The sequence below is a fragment of the Nostoc sp. genome, assembly GCF_035638895.1.
In the GTDB taxonomy this organism is placed as follows: domain Bacteria; phylum Cyanobacteriota; class Cyanobacteriia; order Cyanobacteriales; family Nostocaceae; genus Nostoc.
This window is the reverse complement of sequence record NZ_DASQZC010000154.1, coordinates 1-24,153: the sequence shown is the minus strand read 5'-3', so window position 1 is coordinate 24,153 and position 24,153 is coordinate 1. Positions and strand designations below refer to the sequence as shown.

At 41.6% G+C, this 24,153-nt stretch carries 20 protein-coding genes; 9 read left to right on the top strand and 11 right to left on the bottom strand.

Annotated elements, in window-relative coordinates; translation table 11 throughout:
- The 3 genes from VE944_RS07450 to VE944_RS07440 form a co-directional block, all read left to right on the top strand.
- Positions 1 to 5,076: translocation/assembly module TamB domain-containing protein (locus VE944_RS07450; protein WP_324974561.1), on the top strand; the 5,076-nt coding region annotated here is incomplete at its 5' end.
- 42 nt (positions 5,077 to 5,118) lie between these two features.
- Entirely contained in the window at positions 5,119 to 5,385 is a 267-nt protein-coding gene (locus VE944_RS07445) for a protealysin inhibitor emfourin (RefSeq protein ID WP_324974558.1), read from the top strand.
- A gap of 55 nt (positions 5,386 to 5,440) precedes the next feature.
- Positions 5,441 to 6,265 carry an alpha/beta fold hydrolase gene (locus VE944_RS07440; RefSeq protein ID WP_324974554.1) on the top strand — a complete coding sequence of 275 codons (825 nt, stop codon included), beginning with the start codon at positions 5,441 to 5,443 and terminating at the stop codon, positions 6,263 to 6,265.
- Positions 6,266 to 6,291: 26 nt separating this feature from the next.
- Here VE944_RS07440 and VE944_RS07435 read toward each other — a convergent pair whose 3' ends face one another.
- On the bottom strand, positions 6,292 to 7,761 hold the full coding sequence (locus VE944_RS07435; protein ID WP_324974552.1) for a dihydroorotase: 1,470 nt from the start codon (positions 7,759 to 7,761) through the stop codon (positions 6,292 to 6,294).
- 117 nt (positions 7,762 to 7,878) lie between these two features.
- On the opposite strand from VE944_RS07435, the gene VE944_RS07430 reads away from it, so the two are divergent.
- The 3 genes from VE944_RS07430 (at position 7,879) to VE944_RS07420 (ending at position 10,208) form a co-directional block, all read left to right on the top strand.
- Positions 7,879 to 8,673 (top strand): aspartyl/asparaginyl beta-hydroxylase domain-containing protein, encoded by a 795-nt coding sequence (locus VE944_RS07430; RefSeq protein ID WP_324974563.1) that lies wholly within the window; start codon positions 7,879 to 7,881, stop codon positions 8,671 to 8,673.
- A 90-nt stretch (positions 8,674 to 8,763) separates the two neighbouring features.
- A complete protein-coding gene (locus tag VE944_RS07425) occupies positions 8,764 to 9,771 on the top strand; it encodes a zinc-binding dehydrogenase (protein WP_324974549.1) in 1,008 nt (335 codons plus the stop codon).
- 38 nt (positions 9,772 to 9,809) lie between these two features.
- Entirely contained in the window at positions 9,810 to 10,208 is a 399-nt protein-coding gene (locus VE944_RS07420) for a nuclear transport factor 2 family protein (protein ID WP_324974546.1), read from the top strand.
- A gap of 43 nt (positions 10,209 to 10,251) precedes the next feature.
- Here VE944_RS07420 and VE944_RS07415 read toward each other — a convergent pair whose 3' ends face one another.
- From VE944_RS07415 to VE944_RS07395, 5 genes are all read right to left on the bottom strand, one after another.
- Positions 10,252 to 10,728, bottom strand: a complete 477-nt coding sequence (locus VE944_RS07415) for a hypothetical protein (protein ID WP_324974544.1) — start codon at positions 10,726 to 10,728, stop codon at positions 10,252 to 10,254.
- A gap of 402 nt (positions 10,729 to 11,130) precedes the next feature.
- Positions 11,131 to 11,709, bottom strand: coding sequence for a hormogonium polysaccharide biosynthesis acetyltransferase HpsU (gene hpsU / locus VE944_RS07410; RefSeq protein WP_324974542.1), 579 nt, complete (start codon positions 11,707 to 11,709; stop codon positions 11,131 to 11,133).
- Between the two features lie 24 nt (positions 11,710 to 11,733).
- On the bottom strand, positions 11,734 to 12,690 hold the full coding sequence (locus VE944_RS07405; protein WP_324974539.1) for a glycosyltransferase family 2 protein: 957 nt from the start codon (positions 12,688 to 12,690) through the stop codon (positions 11,734 to 11,736).
- 135 nt (positions 12,691 to 12,825) lie between these two features.
- Entirely contained in the window at positions 12,826 to 13,758 is a 933-nt protein-coding gene (locus VE944_RS07400; RefSeq protein ID WP_324974536.1) for a glycosyltransferase family 2 protein, read from the bottom strand.
- Between the two features lie 134 nt (positions 13,759 to 13,892).
- A complete protein-coding gene (locus VE944_RS07395) occupies positions 13,893 to 14,690 on the bottom strand; it encodes a hypothetical protein (RefSeq protein ID WP_324974533.1) in 798 nt (265 codons plus the stop codon).
- Positions 14,691 to 14,906: 216 nt separating this feature from the next.
- Here VE944_RS07395 and cobU point away from each other — a divergent pair, with 216 nt between their 5' ends.
- Positions 14,907 to 15,479 carry a bifunctional adenosylcobinamide kinase/adenosylcobinamide-phosphate guanylyltransferase gene (gene cobU, locus VE944_RS07390; protein ID WP_324974530.1) on the top strand — a complete coding sequence of 191 codons (573 nt, stop codon included), beginning with the start codon at positions 14,907 to 14,909 and terminating at the stop codon, positions 15,477 to 15,479.
- 38 nt (positions 15,480 to 15,517) lie between these two features.
- Positions 15,518 to 15,922: a hypothetical protein gene (locus VE944_RS07385; RefSeq protein WP_324974527.1), complete on the top strand. Its 405-nt coding sequence runs from the start codon at positions 15,518 to 15,520 to the stop codon at positions 15,920 to 15,922.
- A 186-nt stretch (positions 15,923 to 16,108) separates the two neighbouring features.
- On the opposite strand, the gene VE944_RS07380 is transcribed toward VE944_RS07385, so the two are convergent.
- Positions 16,109 to 17,791: a glycosyltransferase family 39 protein gene (locus tag VE944_RS07380; RefSeq protein WP_324974525.1), complete on the bottom strand. Its 1,683-nt coding sequence runs from the start codon at positions 17,789 to 17,791 to the stop codon at positions 16,109 to 16,111.
- Between the two features lie 575 nt (positions 17,792 to 18,366).
- Between VE944_RS07380 and VE944_RS07375 the strand changes: the two genes are divergently transcribed.
- A complete protein-coding gene (locus tag VE944_RS07375) occupies positions 18,367 to 21,033 on the top strand; it encodes a bifunctional diguanylate cyclase/phosphodiesterase (RefSeq protein ID WP_324974522.1) in 2,667 nt (888 codons plus the stop codon).
- Here VE944_RS07375 and VE944_RS07370 read toward each other — a convergent pair.
- From VE944_RS07370 to VE944_RS07355, 4 genes are all read right to left on the bottom strand, one after another.
- Positions 21,007 to 21,837 carry a GNAT family N-acetyltransferase gene (locus VE944_RS07370; RefSeq protein WP_324974519.1) on the bottom strand — a complete coding sequence of 277 codons (831 nt, stop codon included), beginning with the start codon at positions 21,835 to 21,837 and terminating at the stop codon, positions 21,007 to 21,009. The genes VE944_RS07375 and VE944_RS07370 overlap by 27 nt on opposite strands.
- 414 nt (positions 21,838 to 22,251) lie before the next feature.
- Entirely contained in the window at positions 22,252 to 23,172 is a 921-nt protein-coding gene (locus VE944_RS07365) for an NAD(+) kinase (protein ID WP_324974516.1), read from the bottom strand.
- Positions 23,173 to 23,178: 6 nt separating this feature from the next.
- Positions 23,179 to 23,484 carry an NADH-quinone oxidoreductase subunit NuoK gene (gene nuoK / locus VE944_RS07360; protein ID WP_006199065.1) on the bottom strand — a complete coding sequence of 102 codons (306 nt, stop codon included), beginning with the start codon at positions 23,482 to 23,484 and terminating at the stop codon, positions 23,179 to 23,181.
- A gap of 59 nt (positions 23,485 to 23,543) precedes the next feature.
- Positions 23,544 to 24,153 (bottom strand): NADH-quinone oxidoreductase subunit J (locus VE944_RS07355; RefSeq protein WP_324974477.1); only part of this gene is annotated, 610 nt, incomplete at its 5' end.

Sequence of the window (24,153 nt, the reverse complement as noted above, 5' to 3'; positions counted from 1 at the left end):
GATCCAGATCAGGTAGTAGCAAAAGCCTTAGATGTGCAGTTCTCGCCCTTACAACTCATCCTTACCCGAAAACTTGCATTAAATGTCACGTTGATTCAACCCAATGTTTACATCCAACAGGATCAGGATGGTCGCTGGGTTGCAGCCCAAGTCAAGGCTGCGGAAGGAAAAGGTGCTATTCAAACTGAGTTGGAGACACTTCAAATTCAAGATGGGAATGTAGAGTTATCGCCAGCTTCCGGGCCAACTAGACCGAAAGGCTCAGTAATATTAAATCAATTTGGCGGTATTGCCAGATTTTTTGATCAAAATCAACGAATTGGTTATGACATCAATGGTCAACTGGCTAGGGGAGGCGCAGTTAAAATCGTTGGTGAGACACAAACCAAAGCTCAACAAACTAACCTCAAGCTGCAAGCACAAAATTTACAAGCATCTGATATAAGTCGATTAGTTGAGTTGCCAATTGCCTTGCAAGCAGGCCGCTTAGATGCTGACTTAGGCGTTCAAATTCCACCCAAGCTGTCAGAAATAGCCGTTATAGGAACAGCTACGGCTAATCAAATTGTTGCTAAAATTCCCAAGATTCCTCAGCAAGTTTCTAATTTTAATAGCAGATTTATATTTCAAGGTCAGACAGTTTCTTTAGAAAATCTGAATACGAACTTTGCCAAAGTTCCTATTGTGGCTAATGGAACAATTAATACCCAAACAGGTTTTAATCTCTTTGCTCAAATAAAACCAGTTAGTGCGAAAAATATCTTAGACACGCTGAATGTAAATTCGCCAGTCGCAGCTAGTGGCGAAGTTCAAGCAAATATTAAGGTAGGTGGCGCATTACAGCAACCAGTCGTTAGCGGTACATTAAGCAATACGAAACCTATTCAAGTTGACCGCGTTCTCTTCACAGCCGTCAATACTGACTTCCGCTTGAATGCATCTCAAACTGCTTCTCAAATTGCTGTCTCCAATATGAAAATAGTCCCCGCAGCAGGTGGTCAAATCACAGGAGGCGGTCAAGCAAATATCGGAGCCAAAGATAACGTAATATTTAATGCTCAAATTGATGGTGTATCCGGGGATATACTAGCGCGTAACTACGGCGTTGCTCTACCGATCGCAGTTGGCAATATTTCAGCAAAAGCGGAAGTTACTGGTTCACTTGGCAAACAACCATTGAAACTTGATATTAATAGTGTTCAGGTAACGCCGCCAATAGGTGGAAGAATTACAGCCAGTGGTCAAGTTCAACTGGCTCCCCAAGGCCAAGTAGCTTTAGGTATTCAAGCTCAAGGTTTACCAGGAAATGCGATCGCTCAAGGTTACGGTATCTCAACTCCGCTTAATATTGGTGGTATATCTGCTAACGCAAAAGTTTCTGGTTCTCTAGGTAGCCCATTAAACGTAAATGTTGCTAAAGTTCAAGCAAACCCAGAGGTGGGAGGGCAAGTAACAGCTAGCGGTCAACTTCAGCTTGCACCCCAAGGTAGGGTGGCGTTGAATGTGCAAGCACAAAATTTACCAGGGGATGCGATCGCAAAAGTATACAACTCTTCACCCTCCATCACCATTGGAAATGTATCAGCAAATGCCAATATTTCTGGTACACTGAATAATCTACAAACAGTAGCGCGGGTGCAAGCGCCGAAAGCCACCTATCCCACCACCGGACGAGTTGTTGTTGCCAAACGAGGAGAGAGTATCGTTTTCCCCGATGCGGTTTTGAACGTCGCAGGTGGGACAATCAGAGCTAGTGGTCAACTTGCACAAGAACGCTGGCAAGGAGTTGTCAACGCTTCTCAAATTCAACTCAATCGGTTCTCACCACAACTGCGAGGACGGCTCAATAGCAATATTCAGTTAGCAGGCACAACAAAATCTTTTCAGCTTGCAGATATTCGCGCTGGTGGACAAATCAGCCTTCCCCAAGGGGTAGGACTGCTGGCAAAACCGCTTACCGCTCAATTTCAGTGGAATGGGCAGCAGATTATAGTTGAAAACGCAAGTACCCAAGGAGTGACTGCTAATGGTGCGATCGCTATTCAGTCTCCACCAAATGGCGCACCCCAGATTGCCGGATTTAATTTAAACGTACTGGCGCAGAATTTCAACTTAAAAAATACTGGCTTTCAAGTTCCTGGAGACGTAGCATTAGCGGGGTTAGTTGATTTTAATGGGCAAGTTACAGGTACTCCAGATGTACCGCAAGCTAATGGTAATATCCGGCTGCGGAATTTCAATGTGAGTAGCTTGAAGTTTGACCCACTTTTAACTGGAAATGTGAATTTTCAAGGCGGACAAGGCGCAAGTCTGCGATTAGCCGGGAAGCAAGATAGGATTGCACTTAACTTAGGTGCAGATTATCGTCCAACTTCATTTTTAGTCAAGCGAGATGATGCAGTTACCACAGGTAGAACTGAGGGAGAGAACTTAATCATCAACGCTCAAGAGTTTCCTATAGCTTTGGTTGGGGGCTTTTTACCTAATAATCAATTGAAACCTCTGGCGGGGCAACTATCGGGAAATTTAGTTGTTAATCTGAATAATTATGCCATTGCGGGAGACGTTGCGATCGCAGCGCCTCGTGTTGCCAGAGTCGCAGCAGATGAATTTCGCGGCAGCATCAATTATGCTGATGGTACTGCTAACTTGACTAATGGTCAATTGCGGATTGCAGATACCAACATCGCCCTCAGTGGAAATGTAAAAACAGGGAATGACCCGCAATTTCAATTCCAAGCTAATTTAGACCAAGCCAAAATTGAGAGACTATTACAAGCGTTTAATATCTTTGATTTTAAAGACTTTAGTACCGGGTTGCAGCCTCCGAAGTTGGCTGGAGCAGAAGTACTTAATACCGAGCCTGTTAGTTTGCCCAATGCAGATTTAAAAACACAGCTAGCATATTTCTCAAATATTGCAACATCGATAGCAAAACAACAGCAACAAGAAACCAAAAAAGACGCATCTTTACCCACCCTTGCAGAATTAACGGGTGTTTTGAGTGGAGGAATTTCAGGTAATGGCTCGTTAAAATCTGGGTTAAATGTCGGCTTTAATTTCCAAGGTGCTGATTGGCAATGGGGTGAATACTCCATTAATCAAGTCGTTGCTCAAGGCAATTTTGCTGATGGTGTCGTCACACTTTCGCCCTTGAGTGTCGGGATAAATCAAGGACTGGTGGCTTTTACCGGACAGTTAGGAACTGAGCTATCTGGAAAATTGAATGTAGCAAGTCTACCTTTATCGCTTTTACAACCTTTTATAGAAAAATACCCGATAGATATAACTGGTAATGTCAATGCTGATGCCAATTTGGGAGGTAGTTTACAAGATCCTAGAGCGCAAGGACAAGTGACACTGGCTAATGCGACTCTCAACAAGCAACCTGTGCAAACAGGACAGGTAAACTTTGACTACAACAATGCTCGCTTGAATTTTGACAGTACTTTGTTAGTTACTGGAAGCCAACCAGTTGCAATTACAGGTAGCGTACCTGCTGCTTTGCCTTTTGCTAAAGTGCAACCAGATAGCAATCAAATCAGCATCAACGCCAGCGTGAATAATGAAGGGTTGGCACTGTTAAACCTGTTTACTAACAATCAAGTCGCTTGGGTAGACGGTCAAGGACAAGTAGATTTAAACGTTCGGGGTACTTTAAACGAACCACTTATTAACGGAAATGCCACACTCAACAATGCAACTTTTCGTGCTGAAGCCTTATCTGAACCCCTAACGAATGTCACCGGGACAGCGCAATTTAATGGCAATACAGTAAATGTCCAAGGTATCCAAGGTACTTACAATAAAGGGCAAATAAATGCATCAGGTATCCTGCCAATTTTTGATCCTCAGCAAGCCCTAGCGAATCCCCTGACAGTATCAATAGCAGACAAACTCAATTTTAAGATTGCAGGACTGTATCAAGGCGGTGTAGGCGGCGATGTTGTAATTCGCGGAACAGCACTAAAACCTGTAATTGGTGGAGATATTCAGCTAAGTGATGGTCAGGTAATCATTGGAAGCACTACTGCTAAAACAAAATCAGCAGCTACAAATCAAACTAACGCTAACGTCATAAATAGAGAAGAGGTTACAGTTAATCTCACACCTACAGCAGAAAGTAACGCTAGTCCAGTGACTACAGCAAACACTAATGCTAGTGCAGCAACTCCACCCAATTTACCTATACAGTTTGCAGATTTAAGGTTAAGTTTAGACGACAATATTCGTGTTACCAGTCAATCACTACTGGACTTTGTACCAGGAGGAGCCGCCTTGAGTCAGCCGATATTGAGCTTTGACGCCAAAGGTGGCTTGACGATTAATGGTACATTAGCCAAGCCGCTTCCTCAAGGAGTGATTCGTTTGACAGGAGGACGACTCAGCATATTTTCGACTGAGTTTACCTTGGCGCGAGGCTACGAACAAACAGCGCGGTTTATTCCTAGTCAAGGGCTTGACCCTACTTTGGATGTCCGACTTACCGCAATTGTACCGGAAACATCAGCAAGGAACAGTCAAACTTTGGAATCACCATTGTCTGCTGAAGTCAGCGATGTTTCTCCTAGCAACTTCGGGACTTTACGTACCGTTACCGTTCAAGCCAGGGCCAACGGCCCAGCTAGTAAATTGGGCGACAATCTAGAGTTGACGAGTGAACCTAGCCGTAGTAAGGGAGAAATAGTTGCTCTGTTAGGTGGCTCAATTCTTGGTTCTTTCGGTCAAGCAGATGCAGGACAAGGGCTGACTAATTTCGCTAGCTCTACCATTTTAGGTGGTTTGCAAGGAACTATTACTGCGATCGGACAGGCTGTTGGTTTCAGCGAATTTCGGATATTTCCCACCCCAACCACTAATAATGAAACAACAACAGCTTCAGTTTTGAATTTATCAGCAGAGGGCGTGTTTAACATTAATAGAAATTTCTCTGCCTCTTTATCACGACCTTTATCTACAGATGAGTCTTTCCGTTATAACGTGCTTTATCGACTCAATGATGAAATTTTGATGCGAGGCTCAACTAATTTAGGGGATGAAAATCAATTCCTAGTTGAGTATGAAACTAGATTTTAGATAAATACAGTTCAACTTTCGTAGTGCCGGGGTAAACTGAACGTGCATCTGGAATTCCCAAAGTTGCAGCACAACGACGGGTCGCTAAATCATCCAGAATTACTTCCGTTCCAGGATTTACATAGCTCCAGCTTAGTAAGGCTACCTGAACACATTACCTCGCTAAATGCTCAGAGCGATCGCTTTCAGTATAAATTAACAGTAGAAGATAAAGGCAAGCAACATACGCTGACTGTCAGTGAAGCAGCATTGCCAGGAACCTTAAGACCCCTGATTGAATGGTTGCAAAACATATCACAAAAAAGGTAATTTGTTGAATAAGTTAAATCAGGATTGACATAAATGTTAAATGTATCAAGGTACTATGAACAAACCAATCAAGCGAGCTTTTTTAGATACTGAAGATGGACAAATCCTTTATAAGATTGGTGGTGAGGGAGAGCCTTTGTTACTACTGCACATGAACCCCCGTAGTAGTGACGAATATCGCGAATTAATGTCCATTTTGGTAAAAAAGTACCGCGTGATAGCGATGGATTTCATGGGTTTTGGTGATTCTGACAAACCGCCAAAATTGTATTCAGTGGCGGACTACACTAAAACTATTATTGCTCTGTTAGATGAGTTAGGTATTGAAAAAACAAATATCTTGGGAAACCACACAGGCGCTTTCGTTTCTGGAGAAGTAGCCGCAGCTTATCCAGAACGGGTTAATAATTTAATTTTGTGTAACGTTGCTGGTTTTGGTGAAGCCGGAAAAGCAGATTTAATAAGGCGGTTTCAGGAAGGTTTCGTTATTCAGGAAAACGGTTCGCACCTGATGGAAAGATGGTTAGCCCGTTCCAGATATGTGGGTTCTGCTGATTTGAATCATCGTTGGGTTTTAGATGATTTGAAATGCTTTGGCTATCCTTTGTACGCAGTTTGGGCAGTAGGAAACTACTGTATAGATGCCGCCGAAAGGTTTACTTTAATTAAATGTCCCACACTGATAGTCTGGGGAATTGACGATGTAGAAGAATTCCAAAAATTAGGTTTAGCACTGGCAAAAGACCGATATTTTTTATCACAAGCAATTCCCCACGCTAAGGTTGTGGAGTTGATTGATGGAACCATCTGCATGATGAACCAAATACCTGAAGAAATATCAAAGGTAGTTATAGATTTTCTAGATAATACAGGTGTTTAAAAAACTCTAGAAAGGGTATTGTAACTCTATGATCTTTTCAAATACCGCCCAGTGGGTGAACCTAGAACTTGCCCATTGTTATAAATAAGATTTCCACGTAAAAAAGTACTCTTCACCCGTCCGGTTAACTCGGCTCCTTCAAAGGGTGTATAACCTTGTTGCGATTCCGAATCAGCAGCACGTACCACAAAACTTTCATTTGGGTCTACCAACACTAAATCAGCATCATAACCAATAGCAATATCGCCTTTTTGTAACAAACCAAAACGCCGCGATGGGTTCCAAGATAGCAATTTAGCCATGTGATTGTAAGACATCCCTCGTTTGCTACCTTCACTAAATACACCAGAAAGTAAATATTCTGTACCGCCAAAACCAGACTTTGCTAACCAAATATTATTCGGGTCTTTAGCACTTCTTTTTTGTTCAGCAGAACAGCAAGCGTGGTCGCTAACTATCCAATCTACTTGATTGTTGAGTACTGCTTGCCATAAGTATTCCACATCGGCACGGGGACGAATAGGAGGGTTGACTTTTGCCCAAATTGTATTGGAAGTATCGACATCTAATAATAAATGTCCGATAGTAACTTCTCGCCGAAAGTTGATATGAGGAAAAGCAGTTTGCATAGTCAAAGCTGCTTCGATTGCTTTACGCGAACTCAGGTGCAGCAAATTGATATTTGCACAGTTAGTCTCATGCGCCAAATAAGAAGCAATGCAAATTGCTAAACCTTCGGAATGAGGAGGACGTGCTGCACTGTAAGCGTGTAATCCGCTAAGACTAGAATCATTTTCAACTATTTTGGTGTAGGCGTTGAGAATTTCTGCAACTTCGCAATGCAAACTCAAGCTGATAGTATCTCGCGCTTCTGGATGCTTTTCTATCAAGCGAGTTAGACCACGCATAATAAATTCAAAATGAGCGAAATCGTATCGTTCCTCTTTATTAATCATTAAAAAGAAGTTTTGCTGGTCTGACAAACCATGCAACCCATAACCGCCATAAAACATGAAGATTTTAAAGGAAGAGACACCGTGTTCTTCAAACAATAAAGGTATTTCGTCGATATGCTGGCTAGATATAGGTGCGATGTGATAGCTGTAATCTACAAAAAAATTGCCTGCGGATAACGCCAATACCTCTGGAAAAAAATCGCGGTAGGAGCCGCCTTTGTTAAGATAATACTGCCCTGTACGGATGTAATTTAGGCTGGTAGTCACGCCTCCCATTGCGGCTGCTTTGGTTTCAGTTACAGCGTCTTTGTCGAGGGGTTGATAGATACCGATGTGCATGTGGGCATCCACGACCCCAGGAAAGCCTAATAGGTTTTTGCCATCAAATACCTCTTTAGCTGTGTCTTGGCTAATATTAGGGGCAATCTGAGCAAATTTTCCATCTTTAATGCCTAAATCAAGTAGTTCGATTGCATCCTGATGGGGACGAACTACCCGCACATTTTTGATAATTTTATCTAATACGGGAGTTTCAGACACAGTAGACCTCACACTAAAATGAGTTTAGTCAGGAATTCCAACATTGAATCGGGATGAAGACCAAATCCTATCATTATATAACGGTTTTTTATGAAATCATCTTCAGGAGCAAAGGCAATGGAAAGTTTTAATGAATATCATATAAACCCCAAAAAATTTACTTTCCTCAAAAGTTTTGAAGATAACTGGCAAGTGATTAGAGATGAGTTTACACGCTTTATTAAAAATGCATCTGATGAGGAGTTAAAGTTAACTTATGAGATTTTGGGGCCTAAAAGTCAAACGATTAAAACCAAGGGTGATGCAAAATATAGTGCTTTCGGGATTTTATTTCAAGGTATGTTTATTGAAAAATATATTCAGGCGCATCAAATACAATATCCTGATTATGGCCCAGATGATGCATCACAAAAAGCACTTATATTAAGAGATAAATATTTCCCCAATTTGGCTAAAGCACTAGAAAAAGTTAATTTTAGCGATGATGGAATCATTAGAAATGTGTATTTTGGAACATTCCATCCAGGCTTGGATATCAAACTGCATGTAAACTATAACCCTCACATGAATCGTGGCTATTTAGGATTAATCGTGCCAGAGGGAGATGTGGCTATGAAAATATGCCATAAGCAACTTTATTGGCATGAAGGAAAATTCCTGGTTTTAGATCATAGTTATCCACACTGCCCGCATAATTACACTAATTATGATAGAACTGTCTTGGTTGTAGACTTTTTTAAACCGGATAAACCTAAAGATGAAGTTATCCGATTTGAAAAAGAGCAAGTTACACAACGAATGCAAGATAATCCTTACAGCTTAGGTGTTTTTGGTAAAAGCGATAAAGCTAAAGAAGAAGATTTTATCAAGTATGGTTTAGCTCATCAATTAGAGTGGGATAAAGCTTTATAAGCTTAGTATAATGCACCTTAGATTTTTGATGGTGCGTTATGCTTTCAGCTAAAGCGCCCTACATTTATATTTCTTAAATAAGATGGGTATATGAACGCAAAAGCTTACAAAAAGTTAATAGCAAAGCAACTTAATGAAGATTTTAAATCTGCCATTGAAATTGTTGAAGTTCCTATTTCTAAACCTGCGTCTAGTGAACTTTTAATTCAAAACAAATTTGCTGGCGTTAACGGTGGCTTTGACACCTTACTTTGTCGTGGTGATGTTCCATATATTAACTTGATTCCTCCCTTTGACTTGGGTGTGGAAGCAGTGGGAAAAGTTGTTGCTGTAGGTGAAAATGTTAAAGATTTTCAAATAGATGATGCTGTAATAACTACGGCGCGTGGTGGCGGTTATCGAGAATATCAGCTTATTGATGCAAACTTAGCGGTGAAGGTGCGGGAAGCAACGCCAGAGGTGCTAACACTAATACCTACAGGTGTATCAGCTTTGGTTGCATTGGAACAAGTGGGAGAGATGAAAAGTAATGAAGTGGTTTTAATAACAGCAGCAGCAGGAGGAACCGGTCATATTGCGGTGCAATTGGCAAAATTAGCTGGTAATCATGTCATTGGTACTTGTAGTTCTGATGCGAAGGCAGATTTATTAAAGGAATTAGGGTGCGATCGCATTATCAACTATCGCACAGAAAACCTCAATCAAGTCCTCAAGCAAGAATACCCCAATGGAATTAATCTAATTTTTGAGTGTGTAGGCAAAGCAGTATTTGATACTTGCGTTGAGAACTTGGCAGTGCGCGGACGCTTAGTAGCCGTTGGCTTTATCTCCGAATACGCAAATAATGTAGAGCAAATTACACAACCACGCATTTATCACCAGCTATTTTGGAAAGCTGCTTCTGTGAGAGGCTTTCTTATGCCTCATTATAAAGAATATATGGCAGAGGCACGCGATCGCCTTTTAAACCTGTTCTACACAAACAAACTCAAAGTTGCCGTTGACCCAACACAGTTTCAAGGCATAGAATCTATACCCGACGCTGTAGAATATCTTCTCAGTGGCCAGAATTGTGGCAAAGTGATGGTGAGATTTTAAGTAACACGGTATTAGTTTATATCCGGTCGGGGGTGAAAATGACGCAAGATTCAGAAAATACTTTAAAAGTTGCTCAACAGGCATTCGAGAATCTGACGCATGGTATGGCAACAGGAGAGTGGGAAGCATTGTTAGATATGCTCACAGAAGATTTTACCCTTTGGTTTCCAATGGGAAAATTCCACGGTTCAAATGTGGGAAAAGAGCGAGCTAGAGAATTTTTCCAGTACGTTTCTGAATCATTCAGTCCTGGTTTGAACCTGACTAGTCTAGACCGTGTTACTAGCAGTGAAACGACGGCTGTCTTTGAGTTTCGGGATAAGGGGCTTTTGTTCGGACAGCCTTACAAAAATCGGGTAGCGGTTTCTTTTGATGTGCGTGGAGACAAAATTTGCAGCTATAGGGAATACTTTGGTAGCGATGGAAAATCGAATTAAATAATTCGTAATTACAAATTACGAATTATTTAATACCCTCTTCTTAGTTACTCTCAGGGTTGAGTTCGCTGATTTCTCGGCATTTAGCCTCTGCGGCTTGATATGCTGCTAAATAGTCTTGACCACCCAACATCACATCACCGTAATATTCATAAGGTGGATCGCCATAAATTGGCAATGGATCATCTTCTGGATAATCTTCTTTCGATTCTTCAATGATGGCTTTCAGTTTTTTAACGGTCAGCCTTTGTGCTGCAAAATACCAAAGTTCTTGGGGATTTTTGTTTAGGTGCGGTAATGTAGGATCGACAATATGGACATCGGAAGCGTCGCCTATCTCAATCCAACCGTGTTCAATCGGTCTGTATGGTTTCCCCGCAAAAGCTAAAAATCCCTGAATATATCTTGCTCCCTCAGTGGATAATGCTGCTTTATAAGCATTATCAAACGGAGTGCTAGCTCTGCTGTTTATACTTTCAGCAATTTTAATTGACAGCGTTTCATCCAATAGTTTGTTCATCAATAGCAAGGATTAGAGCAGCCGTAAAAATATATTACCACTGCTGCTTACAATTTTGCTTGGACATTGGGCATTCACTAATGACAAATGACTAACTCTACTTTGTATTAATACTTTTAAGTGAATATGAGTATCATCAACTATTAGAATGATATTTTTGTTAAAATTCATACTTGCCTATTATTAAATTTATTTTAAAGGTTAGGAACCGCTATATAAAGAAAACAAAGGTAGCACAGCTAGCTGTGCTACCTTACTATGTTGTTTAGGGACTTCCAAATAAAAAATATACAACTATTTATTGTGGGGTGGGCGTCTCGCCCGCCCATAGTCAAAGGCGGGCAAGATGCCCACCCTACAAGATTGGATAATTTATTTCTTGGAAGTCCCTTATCCATCAAATTATGGGGTTGTGGAGGAATCAAGTTTTATCCGAACCGTCTTGGAACAACACGGGCTTCCCCAACAAACTTGCCCAGCAGGCATATTAGTAAAAACACTACTACGAGCGCCAATCACAGCATTAGCGCCGATTTGCACTCCCGGCCCAACGAAACAATCTGCTGCTACCCATGCACCATTGTCAATGGTGATACTCGCTGTTTTCAACCCAAAGGCAGGGTCTTGGATATCATGACTACCAGTACATAGGTAACTTTTCTGCGAAATTACGCAGTGTTCACCAATGTGGATCTGATCGAGGCTATATAAAACTACGTTATCTCCAATCCAACTGTGGTTGCCAATGGTAACTTTCCAAGGGTAGGTGAAGCGGGCGGTGGGTCGAATTAATACGCCTTTACCGATACGAGCGCCAAATAGTCTTAGCAAAGCACAACGTAGAATATTTAACGGTTGAGGAGTTAGAGGAAAGGCGATCGCTTGCACAAGCCACCATAATAAAATATACCAACCTGGACGCCCCCGATCAAACCAGGATTGGTCATATTTGCGTAAATCTACAAAAGGGTCATTAGTCATTAGTCATTGGTCATTAGTCATTAATTAGGAATCAATGGTCAACAGCTCTCCCTCTGCTCCCCTGCTATCCTGCTCGCCTGCTCCTTCTTTCGGGGTAGTTGCAGTATTTAAGTGACCACCACAGTTGCGTAATTCGTAGAGTTTAACACCAATTTGATATTCATATTGACTTAGCAAGCGTGCATAGATATATCCGGCTTTGCCATCCAAAAAACCGCGTTGAATAATATAAAATAAAACAAATCGTAAAATGGGTTTAAATGGCAGGTGTACCCAGACTTTTTTCAAAAAGCGCTTGCGTTGCACTGCGTCACCAAATAGATTCGCGCCGATAGTGCCGCTATCATCTTTACCTGTAAGAATATTAAAATAAACGCTGGCTTCCCAGTTAGAATAGCGGTTGTGTCGTTCTAACCAGTGATAAAGGTCGCGGAAGTCCTCGTGCAGCATATCATTTTTGAGATACCCAACTTTGCCCTGCAAAATCACATGTTCGTGAACTTCGTTATCACCAGTATTAGGAATATCTTCTGTATGTAGGTTTTCGTAGCGACCTTTTTTATGTTGAAATAAACGTAGATTCCAATCGGGATATTTCCCGCCATAACGAATCCATTTTCCTAAGAAAAATACGCGGCGGTTGAGGTAATAGCCCGTATATTCATTGTTTTGAATTGCTTGATCAATTTCTTCCCAAAGTTCGGGGGGAATGCGCTCATCGCAATCTACAATTAATACCCATTCATTACGGAAAGGTAGATTATCTAAAGACCAATTTTTCTTTTTAGGCCAGCGTCCATTGAAGTTGAATTGTACGACATTTACACCGTGACTTTTAGCAATTTCAATGCTGTTATCAGTACTTTGAGAATCTACTACAAATATTTCATCTGCTCTGCTGAGGCTAGCAAGGCAAGCAGGCAAGTTTGCTTGTTCGTTTTTTGCCGGAATTAATACAGAAACTGGTATTTTAGATGACATATATTTAGGAGTTAGGAGTTAGGGGTAGAGAGGCGATTAATCGCGTCTGTACAAGAGTTAGGAGTTAGAATGGACTTGAATATGATTGCGGATTGTTTACCCAAGAGAAAAGCATTCTGAATTTTCTATTCTTCTTTATTTCTTATTTGATGTGGATAAAAGACCTTGAATAGCAGCATTTAAGTAACCAATCTGACCGTAAGCATATACAAGTTTGTCAAATCGTTCTGCTGGGTCAGAAAAATATTGCAATGCCTTATACAAGCCGCGTACAAAGCGTTCGCTACCTCGCTGTAATTGAGCAATTCCAGCTTTACCAGCGAGTTGTTCTCGATAGCATTCACTGATACCCTGCCACCAGCCCCGGTTTAAAAACCAGGAGCGTTGGAGGCGTTCTGGAGCAACATTGTGAGCAACCAGCGCTTCAGGAATATAAGCGACTTGCCAATTACGCTGTAGGGCAAATTCGGTCATTTGCAGTTCTTCATTTGATAATAAATTTTTTCCCACTCGACCGAGATGAGGATCAAAACCGCCAATTTCTTCTAGGAAACGGCGGCGGATGGAGTAATTTAAGCCTCTGGGTGTTAAGCCAGGTTGCTCGATATAGATGATATTGTCACCCAAATCGTATGCACCGAGATTTGCAGCTAATCCGGGAGATAGCCACTGTGGTTGTTGAATTCCTGGAGGCCAGATGAGAGTGACTTTGCCACCTGCGATCGCAAGTTTAGAGTTATTGTAATAGGCAAAATATAAAACTTGTAGCCAGCCCTTGCTAGCAACTGCATCGTCATCTAGATAAGCAAGAATATCACCACTAGCTACTTTTGCACCCGTGTTGCGGGCGACAGATAAACCAATGGTAGGTTCAAATACATACTTCAGGCGCTGATTGTAGGCCCTTTGTTCTACAACCTCACGAGTGCGATCGCTAGATCCATTATCAACTACCACAATTTCAAAGTCAGCAGCAAAATCCTGCGCTAAAAGACTATCAATTGCAGCCCCTAAATAGGTATCTCGATTGTGGGTACAGATAATAGCTGAGATTTGGGTGTCTGGCATAGCTTTTATTTTGGATTTGAGATTTGGGATTTTAGATTAAAATCTTAAATCCAACGTACACCTGCTGAGAGTTAATCTAAACTAAAAATTACCGACCCACCAACCGAGTTTCTTCGGAAATAATCTTTAAAACTTTACGTTTGTTGAATATGACCGTGTAAAACTACAAGTGTTTGGGCCAGTTGACTCAAGCGAGTTTCCAAAGATTGCTTGCGTCCTAACAGTTGACGTAACTTTTGGTAACGCGCGATCGCCATGCTAACATTTGGAATCTGATCTGCTGGACATGGGCGCGACCAAACTTTACCAGTATCGTCTACACCACAGAGACGGTAGCCAGTAATAGATGATTGATAAGATACTTTCCCACCTGTGGCGCAAATTTCTTCTACGTAGTTCATCAGACGGTCAACTTCTGCATGGCGCAGTGTTGCAGTTCCTCCTGCTTCTGGTTCCTTGGGATTGGATTCTAACCAGCCATTGACAATTGGCCCTTCTAAGTAAATATCCTGAATCTGCTTCAAAATATTTTGCAGTTCTATTTGCCACCCGGCGACAGTTTCCTGAATTTCTTGCAATAGATTCATCGCCAATCCTGGATTCGCTCCGTGGCGATGGCTACTAAAGCTCGGAGTTTTCAACTTGGGTAGGCTGGGTGTTTTGCTACCATCCTCTTCTGCTTGAAAGGTTTGCACAGACTCATGGTGAGGAAAGAAATCTTGTTCAGCAGGATAATCTCTTTCAGTGTCAACTGTTTGTTCTTCCTGAGAGGATGGAGTTTGTGTACTTTCTGTGGATTCGTTAGCTCCGACACTGATTCTAAAGGAGAAAGGCCGTTTTGTCGTCGAATCACCAGCTTCGGCGGCAGAGGCAGTGCCGCGATTCCCTAAATCATGTAGAGTTGCTTCTATGCGTTTTAAGCCTGCGTTCATAAAGACATCCTAAGGTTTGCTGTCCCCGATGGTGTTGGATAATTAAAAATGGGGTTGTTGGGATTTTCGGCTTTTGCCAATTGTGACATCAATGATGCTGGTGCTAATCTTATCTCTTAAAAGTTATTTGAAACTAAAAATTTTGTCGATAAAGTAAAAAACTGGGGTGATAAATTGCAACCGTAGGCATATTGTTAAAATATTCAGGAAACAACTTTGAGTAAAATCATCTTAGTAATAGGGCCAGCACGATCTGGTAAAAGTGAATGGGCGGAAACTCTGGCTATGCAGTCAGGAAAAGCTGTTGTTTATGTAGCAACAGCCACCGATAACCCAGATGACGAAGAATGGCATCAACGCATTTTAGAACATCAACAACGTCGCCCCCAAGAGTGGCTAACTTTATCTGTACCTGTGGAACTATCTGCTACCCTCGCTGATGCCAAACCTTATACCTGTCTTTTAGTTGATTCTTTAGGAACTTGGGTTGCGAATCTCTTAGAAGAGGACGAATCTAGCTGGGAAAACATCGTTGCAGAGTTGTTAGAGACGGTGGATCTGGTGGCTGCTGATATGGTGTTTGTAGCAGAAGAGGTAGGTTGGGGTGTGATACCAGCTTATCCCCTTGGGAGGGCGTTCCGCGATCGCCTGGGTTCTTTAGTGCGCCAGCTAGGTGTACTTAGCAATCCTGTTTATTTAGTTACAGGTGGTCATGTTCTCAATCTCAGCAGGCTTGGTTATCCATTGCCAAATAGAGGAGAAGGAGAAGTGAGGAGTCAAGATTCTTAACTATTGATTCAAATTAATCTAAAATCTAAAATTGTAATATGGCAACCAAACAAGAAGTTAGAGAATACCTTGCCTACTGGTTTCAATTGGGTAAGAAAGTGATTACGAGCAACGGTAAAGCAAGCTTTTTGCCCCAGTCGGTGCTAAATGGCGATCGCTATAGTGAAGAATTTGAAGAGTGCTGGCAAAAAATTCTCTCACCGGAATCGGGTGATTGTTACCTAGACGGTACACACGAAACCATTGCTGAACTGTTGACACCAGCTTGGGAAATGCTACCTTGCAGCCGTTGCAGTATGCCAGTAGCCGCGCGAAACGTTGGAATGCCGGCGTTGTTATGCCCCTGCAATGATTTACCTAACTGGCCTAATACCGAATTACCAGCACCGCGAGAGCCAATAAAGACTCAAGATCAACTCAAAACAATTCGCGATCGCTTGTAGACAATCTTGCATTTTCTCAGTCGTCTTTAGACGACTTTCGCTATTAGACTCAGAATTCATTCTGAGGCGGGCTAGATGAGAATGAAATAGCCCTGCTATATAGCTTTTCCAATCAAATGAGCCAAGCTGCTCGCTTGCTCTTAGGGAGTTGGGGGTGAGGTTATGTACTTACTTAACTGAGAACTTTTATAAACTGCTAACTAACTTATTCTTAATTAAGATATTACGTCGGCGCAACTTAGGAGATTTAACCAATTTCCAGACCGAATAATATTGATCACTGTAAACAATATCTGTCTTTAATTTATAATTTTTTTCGATTGTTTCGCGCCAATTCTCTGAAGGATTGAATAAAAATACATCAGCAAACCCATCAGGTATTTTAGGGATTTGTTGGTTGTTCACCAACAAAAACCGCACTTTTGGTTCCAAAAGATAGCTTAGAGAAAAAACATTCCCATAATTATTGCCCAAAGCATCACTAATCAAAAGTGGATTACTTGTCTGATTGATGACTTGGGCAACTTGTGGATTGCCATAACTCGTACCTTTATTCCACCAAGTTTCTGCCTGGGAACTCACCTTAGAAGAAATCAGTCCACAAATAATCACTAATGTCATGATTATTTGCCAAATGCTCCGGCGTGGCACGCTTTCATTATATATTTGTGTAGCTAGTAGATAAGCGACAGTTACTTGGATGCCTAAATAAGATGGCATGAAATATGGTTCAGTAGATAATTGTATGCCACCAGCACTTGATAGTATTAAGGGTAGTGCTGGCACTACAATCAATGTGATAATAAAAAACCAGACTTTATAGTTAGTTGTTAGACAAAGAAAACAAATTGAATATCCTACCAGAATTAAAAATAGTGCTGTAATTAAATAGTTTAGAGGATTATCTAGCTTAAGGTCTATATCAAAAAAAATTCGGCTTAACTGCATTAGTAAGAATGGAAATGTAGGCATCAAAGATGACTGGATTCTTGTTTTATCTGTCGAAAGCAAAAATTGAAAAAAGTCACCCATCACAATTGTTATCCAAGGCATGAAAGCTAAAAAACCTACCAGTGATACTAAGAGATAAGTTCTGACAGTTTCAGTCAACTTAAATTTGGCAGCGATCGTTACATAAATTCCGTGAGCAAGTGCTACAAATGCACTCCAAAGACATGTATAAAGACTAATAGCTAAAGTTACTGCATAAATGCTCCAGATAGCGAATAAATCTGGTTTTTTTTGTTCTTTTACTGCCTCATCTTTATCTTGTGATTCCAACCGGATTACTCGCAGCAGAGACGCACTGGATAATAATATAGTGACTAACCAGAGAATATATTCTTGTGCTTCTTGAGCATAAACTAATTGAATTGGAGAAATTGCTATGAGTGCGATGGCTACGCCCGCCGCAGGCATCGCTACACCAGGAACCGATAATGGCACATTAAATAATTCTCGGCATAGCCAATAAACACAAGGAAAAACCAGCAAACTGATGCAGGCAGATAAACTTCTAATCGCCGTCACCGAATTACCAAATATGTTCATCCACAATCTAGCTATTATGTAATAAAGCGGTGGATGGTAAGGATCTTCTTTCGCCAAATTCATGATTGTGTCATTTAAGCTTTTTTGTTGATTTGCACCTTGAAACTGGGCAAAGCTTTCTTTAGTAATGACACGATTATTAAAAATTTGTTGTTTGACTTCAGTTGTTCTGTAACCAGAAATCCGCAATGAAGTATAAGTTTCATCATGGCAGTAAACTTTGCCCTCAAGGTTAAAAAAGCGAAACAATATACCCATCGTCAATAAAAAAATGATTAAAAATCGCAACCAACTCGGAGCAAATTTGAGATGGCGCATAAGTGGGTTTCCTAAAAAATTTTCTCAAATCATTTAATTAAGCGTACTAGATAAGGTGTCGCAGTTACCTCCGTCCTAGACATTGCCAACACTTCAAGCAAAGCCTATTTGTTAAACATCGCCAACCATACTTTTATTTGATTGGCAAGATTGGCAATCAACACCTCTTCTTTATTAATTACGAAAAGAATTGGACAACGTTGTATCAAATCTCGCAAAACTGGACTTGGTTTTAAAACCGAAATGTCAATGGAGTGTAAAATACACTAAGTGTAGCCGGCTCTGTGGTAAGCCAAGTCCACAGCTACCGTGCATTGAGCGATCGCTTTGTCGGTTATAGTTCTCAATTCTCCTACGTTGGGAAAAGGGCATTACCTAAGGTTGAACAAAGGATTTTTCCTTGCTTCTACAGTACAACGGGCAATACCTGCGGCGGGCTACGCCTATGCCACTCGGTATTGTTAACTGATAGGAATTCGAGGTAGCAGTTTAAAGTAGCTGTATCAGCAGATTGAAAATACTGCCTTGGCAAGATAACTCTTGCTTTTAACCTATGCGAGGCTAAAATCGCGCAGATGCCACAGCAAAAGTTCTTGCGTCCGATTCCAAAAGGGTTATTGAGGGTGCCGCTCCGTGTAGCTCTTGTAGTCCCTTTCATCCTGCAAATCTCTGCTGCTGTAGGATTAACAGCATTGTTCTCTTTAAAAAATGGTCAGAAAGCTGTTAATGAGGTTGGTACTCAGCTGCAGAATGAAGTTACTACTCGGATTCATCAACATATTACCGATTACATAGAAATCCCCCGACTCGTTACTCAGATTAACGCCAATTCTGTCCAGGTTGGTGAGTTAAGTTTAAAAAATGGAAGAATTTTAGAACACCATTTATGGCGTCAAATACAGTTATTCAAGCCCTTAAACCCGATCGCTTTTGCAAGTACACAAGGAGAAATTCATTCGGTTGATCGCCTTAAAGATGGTTCACTAGTCATCCGAAAAAAAGATCAATCAACAGGTAACAACTACTATACTTACGCCATTGATCATCAAGGTAGTCGTGCCAAGTTAATTCAAGTTAACAAAACCTTTGATCCTCGCACTCGCCCTTGGTACATAAATGCAGTGAAAGCAGGTAAATCTACTTGCACAGAAATTTATCCCTATTTCTCTTCATCAGGGCTAGCGTTCAGTGCAACCCAACCTCTTTATGACCAGACAGGTACTTTGCTTGGGGTGACGAATGCAACATTATCTCTTTCGCAATTGAGTGAGTTTTTGCACAGTTTAAAGATTGGCCGCTCAGGAAAGACATTTATTATCGAGCATTCTGGAGATTTGGTAGCAACTTCAATGGCGGAGGAACCTTTTATCGTAAGTGATCAGGGTGGCAGAAAAACGTACAAACGGCTCAGAGCGATCGCCAGCAGCGATCGGATCACTCGTCTAACAACACAGTATTTGCAATCACAATTTGGTAACTTCAGAAACGTTTCTTCTAGCCAACAGCTAGAATTTGAAATTGATCGCAAGCGGCAATTTGTACTGTTAATGCCCTTTACAGCCGACTGTGGGCTAAATTGGCTGATTATCGTAGTGGTTCCAGAAGCCGACTTTATGGAGCATATCGAAGTCAACACCCGAACCACTATTTTGCTGTGTTTAGGAGCGTTGATATTAGCTACAGCCATAGGAGTGATTACTTCTCATTGGATTACTCAACCAATTCTCTGTTTAAGCATTGCCTCTAAGGAAATCGCCAATGGGAAGTTAAACCAAACCGTTGCAGTAGAGGGTATCAACGAAATAAGAGTTCTTGCTCAGGCCCATAATCAAATGGCTACTCAATTACAAGATTCATTTGCTGGACTCTTAGAGGTTAACAGGCAATTAGAAGCTGAAATTAAGGAGCGGAAGCAGGTAGAAGAACAGTTACGACATAATGCGTTTCACGATGCACTGACAGGTCTACCAAACCGAGCTTTCTTTATGGAGCGCTTAAAACACACACTCCAGCGAGCCAAGCGACAGAAAAATTATTTATTTGCTGTACTATTTCTCGACCTGGATCGGTTTAAGGTGATTAATGACAGCCTCGGACACCTAAAAGGAGATCAATTTCTAATTGCTATTGCAAATAGATTAGAAGTATGTATACGCTCCACGGATATAGCCGCACGACTTGGGGGAGACGAATTTACAATTTTGCTTGACGAACTCCAGAATCTCTCAGACGCCATCAAAGTAGTTGAACGAATTCAACAAGAACTGACATTACCCCTTGAGCTTGACGGGCAAGAAGTATTTACAACGGCAAGCATTGGCATTACCCTGAGTTCGACAGTAGACTATGACCAACCAGAAAACCTGCTAAGAGACGCTGATACGGCTATGTACCAAGCCAAGGCGCTGGGCAAAGCCCGCTATGAACTATTCAACCAAGAAATGTATACTAAAGCTCTGGTCAGATTGCAGTTAGAGAACGATCTACGGCGAGCGAGCGAACGCCATGAGTTTCAGCTTTATTACCAACCAATTGTTTCCCTCGCTAATGGCAGACTTTCAGGCTTTGAAGCTCTGCTGCGCTGGAACCATCCAGAGCGTGGTTTGATTTCTCCAACAGATTTTATTCCCCTAGTAGAAGAAAGCGGAATGATTATCGAGGTTGGCTACTGGGCATTACATGAGGCGTGCCGCCAGATGCGAAGCTGGCAGATGAGCCATCGGACAAACTCATTAGAGAAAATCAGCGTCAATCTTTCAGTTAAGCAATTTTCTCAACCGGATTTAATTAAGCAGATTGCGGAAATTTTGCACTCGACTGGTCTTGATGCTGGCAGTCTCATGTTAGAAATTACTGAAAGTGCAATTATGGAAAATGGCGATGAGGCAAATGCCGCACTCTCAGAACTTCGGAAAATGGGCATTAAGTTATCAATTGATGATTTTGGTACAGGCTATTCTTCCTTAAGCCGTCTCCATAACTTTCCGATTAGTGTGTTGAAAATTGACCGTTCCTTTGTCAGCCCGATAGATGCTAATGGCAAAAATTTAGAAATTATTGAGACAATTATCACATTGGCACACAAATTAGGTATGGATGTGACTGCCGAAGGAGTGGAGACAAAAGAACAGCTAGCATTTCTGAGAAAGTTGAACTGTGAATATGGACAAGGATATTTTTTCTCACGTCCGTTGGATAACACGGCAGCAGTGGCATTAATCGTCACAAACCCTCAGTGGTAAGGATTTTTTGAAAGGATTTGGATAACGCCATCTGGCAAACTCTGCAACATTAGATATAGTTAAAAAATCAATAGTCTTAAACTGCCGATCAATAGCTGGAATACTGCATATTTTAGCTCCAATATTTAAGTATGCTTGCAAAATTTTAGGTATTTCAACATTGAAAGAATTTGGACATTTATGAGGCATTTTTAGGCAAAATTGTGAATTTGGAGAAACCAAAATACTTGGATGCATCAAGCCATTTTGCTGAAAATAATCATAAGTACAAGTAGCTTCTAAAGGGCATTGTGTTAGTAATGATGCACAGCCAAAGAAATATTGATTTCTACTCCAGATGAGATAATTTGCCAATCCTTCCCAGAGTAATAAAAGTGCCTGAATATTGCGGTATTCTTTAGCTATACATGCACGTCCAACTTCAACTGATGCCTGAAGCACAGAATTGGGGATTGCATTAAGATTAAATATATCGGCAGCATCAAAGCCTAATCTTTGAGAAGCCATTGTATAGGTTTGCATCCGATAAGTTCCAATGGTTTTACCCGTTTGTTTGGAGATCATGATTAAATGATGGCAAACTGCATCAAACTTATCTATATCCATTTGGGTAAAGTTAGAAGCAGAATATCCCAAGCCTAGTTCAAGATTAAAAACTTCAAAGCGTAACCGAAAAATTGATTCTAATTCTTCTTCAGTTGACGCTAGCCGTAGGGTATATTTTTCAGTTTGAAGGACGGGGAAATCTTCAAGAGAGGCAGGAGGATTCAGTGGGTAATTGATGTTGCGTCCAGAAACTTCCATCTATCTTCCTACTTAGATTTGCGAAAATATTCTACTAGGATTTAGGCTCTATACAAATAGCTCACATTGTGTGTTAATGTGTCGAAACGTGATTGAGACGGTTTTTGAGAAAAGAACCTCTAGACAGCTTTTTTACTCTCTTGAATTAGAGGTAGAGTGCTTTTATTATGGACATTAATTCCAAAAAAATCTGGCAATAAGATACAAAATTTTCTTTTGATATAGGCTATAAATCAATCCGGTTCAGTAATCTATTGAACTCACGTTAAATTAAAGTGAAACACTAAGCATAAGTCAAAATCAAGGCAGAAAGCCCCCGGATAAATCCAGGGGCTTGGATAATTCTGGTTGCGGCGATGCCTACGGCGAGCTACGCCTACGCAATCTGCGGTAAATGCACTCTAAAATACTTAATTAATTACGGTGATTATTGCTGTAGTGAACCCTTGTACCAGCCCAAAGCAATTTCTCTCGCAGCGTTTGATAGTAGGAATTGTTCTCGCGCAAAATAATAAATTTAGCCCGACAATCTGCCATCCGCACATCAACGCGGTGTCCTGGCCAAATTGAAGTCCCTAAAACCCCATCTGTCCACAGCTTGGTACTCAAATCATAATCCCCCAAAGGCCAAATACTCACCACAGAACCAGGGGGTAAAACGAGGGGGCGACTAGAAAGGCTCATTGCACAAATAGGAGTGATCGTAATCGCCTCCATACCATCATGCATAATTGGCCCATTAGCAGAAACAGTGTAACCTGTAGAACCTGTGGGGGTGGAAATAATTAACCCGTCCCCGACGTACTGATCGACTACCTCACCGTCAATTTCCATTTCCAGAATTGAAGTAATCATTCGATCTGCGGAGGCGGGTTTGACACAAAACTCATTCAGAGCCAGATAATGATCACTAACTGGTTCTAAATTAGACCCGTGACCCTCATACACAGCAGCTTGTAACATCATCCGCCGTTGGATAGCATAGCGATCCTCAAACAGTCGATCCCAAACTTTCTCAGTATCCTGAAACTCTTCCACCGACTCAGTTAAAAACCCCAGATGGCCTCCCACATTCACTCCCAGAATAGGGATGCCCGCCGGGGCTAAATGTCTGGCACCAGTTAAAACAGTACCATCGCCACCGAGTACCAAGGCGAGATCGATTGGTTGAGCCGCCGAAGCCAAAAAGACAGGATAGGGGTTGTCTTTCGGGCCGCTTGGCCCCATCAACACCTGGCACTCGCGGCTTTCTAGTTGTTTAGCACAGATTTCTGCCCATTGTTTACTCCGGGCATCCCGCGCTTTATAAGCAATGATTACCTGCTTGAGTTGCACGCACAATTACCACTTCAGGAGATTAAACTGCTCCATATCGACGGTATCGCGGTTGCGATAAATGGCAAGCACGATCGCTAAACCCACCGCCGCCTCGGCTGCGGCCACGGTAATCACAAATACTGTGAAAACCTGACCCTTAATTAATGTTGAGTCGAGGAAGTTGGAAAATGCCATTAAATTCAGATTAACAGCGTTGAGCAGTAACTCAATTGACATCAGCACCCGCACAGCGTTGCGGCTGGTAATTAAACCGTAGATGCCGATGCAGAATAAAGCTGCTGCTAGTAATAGAAAGTACTGGAGTTGCATGAATCTGAATATCCCTCCTGAAAAATCTGGCTATTTATCTACGACTCAAGTCGTAAATATTACTCTTTTGTTTCGCTGGTTGTTGATACTAGTTCTCTGGGGCGTTCTTGCAAAGTCAAAACAGTTTGCCCCAGTTTGGATGGTGTCAACAGGTCTGGCAAATACTCGCGACGTGCCAAAATAATCGCTCCTACCATTGCTATCAGCAGCAAAATGGAAGCCAGTTCAAAAGGCAGTAAAAAGTCAGTGAAGAAATGTTCACCAATTAAAACTATAGAACTTTCACCACCCGCCACCGGAGCAGCTGAGTAAGCCCAAGGAGTAGCCAGCACCATCGTACTTAAAAGACCGAACAATCCTACACTGACTATACCTGTTAGTACTTTCCGCACCCAAGAGTTGGGAAATGCTACAAAATCCTCCCGTTTGTTCACCAACATAATGGCAAACAAAATCAACACGTTAACCGCCCCAACGTAAATTAGTATTTGTGCAGCTGCAACAAAATCAGCATTTAGCAACAGGTAGATTCCCGCTATGCTGATGAACACACCCCCCAGCAAAAAGGCAGAATAGACGATGTTGGAGAACAGCACCACACCAATGGCCGCCCCAATCATCATCACGCCTAATATGCCAAGCGATACAAACTGTACTCCTTCCGCTAGA

Excerpts from the sequence above, each read along its gene's own strand:
- VE944_RS07440 (WP_324974554.1), top strand. The coding sequence starts at position 5,441 with ATGAACAAACCAATCAAGCGAGCTTTTTTAGATACTGAAGATGGACAA.
- VE944_RS07430 (WP_324974563.1), top strand. The coding sequence starts at position 7,879 with ATGGAAAGTTTTAATGAATATCATATAAACCCCAAAAAATTTACTTTC.
- VE944_RS07425 (WP_324974549.1), top strand. The coding sequence starts at position 8,764 with ATGAACGCAAAAGCTTACAAAAAGTTAATAGCAAAGCAACTTAATGAA.
- VE944_RS07420 (WP_324974546.1), top strand. The coding sequence starts at position 9,810 with ATGACGCAAGATTCAGAAAATACTTTAAAAGTTGCTCAACAGGCATTC.
- VE944_RS07415 (WP_324974544.1), bottom strand. The coding sequence starts at position 10,728 with ATGAACAAACTATTGGATGAAACGCTGTCAATTAAAATTGCTGAAAGT.
- hpsU (WP_324974542.1), bottom strand. The coding sequence starts at position 11,709 with ATGACTAATGACCCTTTTGTAGATTTACGCAAATATGACCAATCCTGG.
- VE944_RS07405 (WP_324974539.1), bottom strand. The coding sequence starts at position 12,690 with ATGTCATCTAAAATACCAGTTTCTGTATTAATTCCGGCAAAAAACGAA.
- VE944_RS07400 (WP_324974536.1), bottom strand. The coding sequence starts at position 13,758 with ATGCCAGACACCCAAATCTCAGCTATTATCTGTACCCACAATCGAGAT.
- VE944_RS07395 (WP_324974533.1), bottom strand. The coding sequence starts at position 14,690 with ATGAACGCAGGCTTAAAACGCATAGAAGCAACTCTACATGATTTAGGG.
- VE944_RS07385 (WP_324974527.1), top strand. The coding sequence starts at position 15,518 with ATGGCAACCAAACAAGAAGTTAGAGAATACCTTGCCTACTGGTTTCAA.
- VE944_RS07380 (WP_324974525.1), bottom strand. The coding sequence starts at position 17,791 with ATGCGCCATCTCAAATTTGCTCCGAGTTGGTTGCGATTTTTAATCATT.
- VE944_RS07375 (WP_324974522.1), top strand. The coding sequence starts at position 18,367 with ATGCCACAGCAAAAGTTCTTGCGTCCGATTCCAAAAGGGTTATTGAGG.
- VE944_RS07370 (WP_324974519.1), bottom strand. The coding sequence starts at position 21,837 with ATGGAAGTTTCTGGACGCAACATCAATTACCCACTGAATCCTCCTGCC.
- nuoK (WP_006199065.1), bottom strand. The coding sequence starts at position 23,484 with ATGCAACTCCAGTACTTTCTATTACTAGCAGCAGCTTTATTCTGCATC.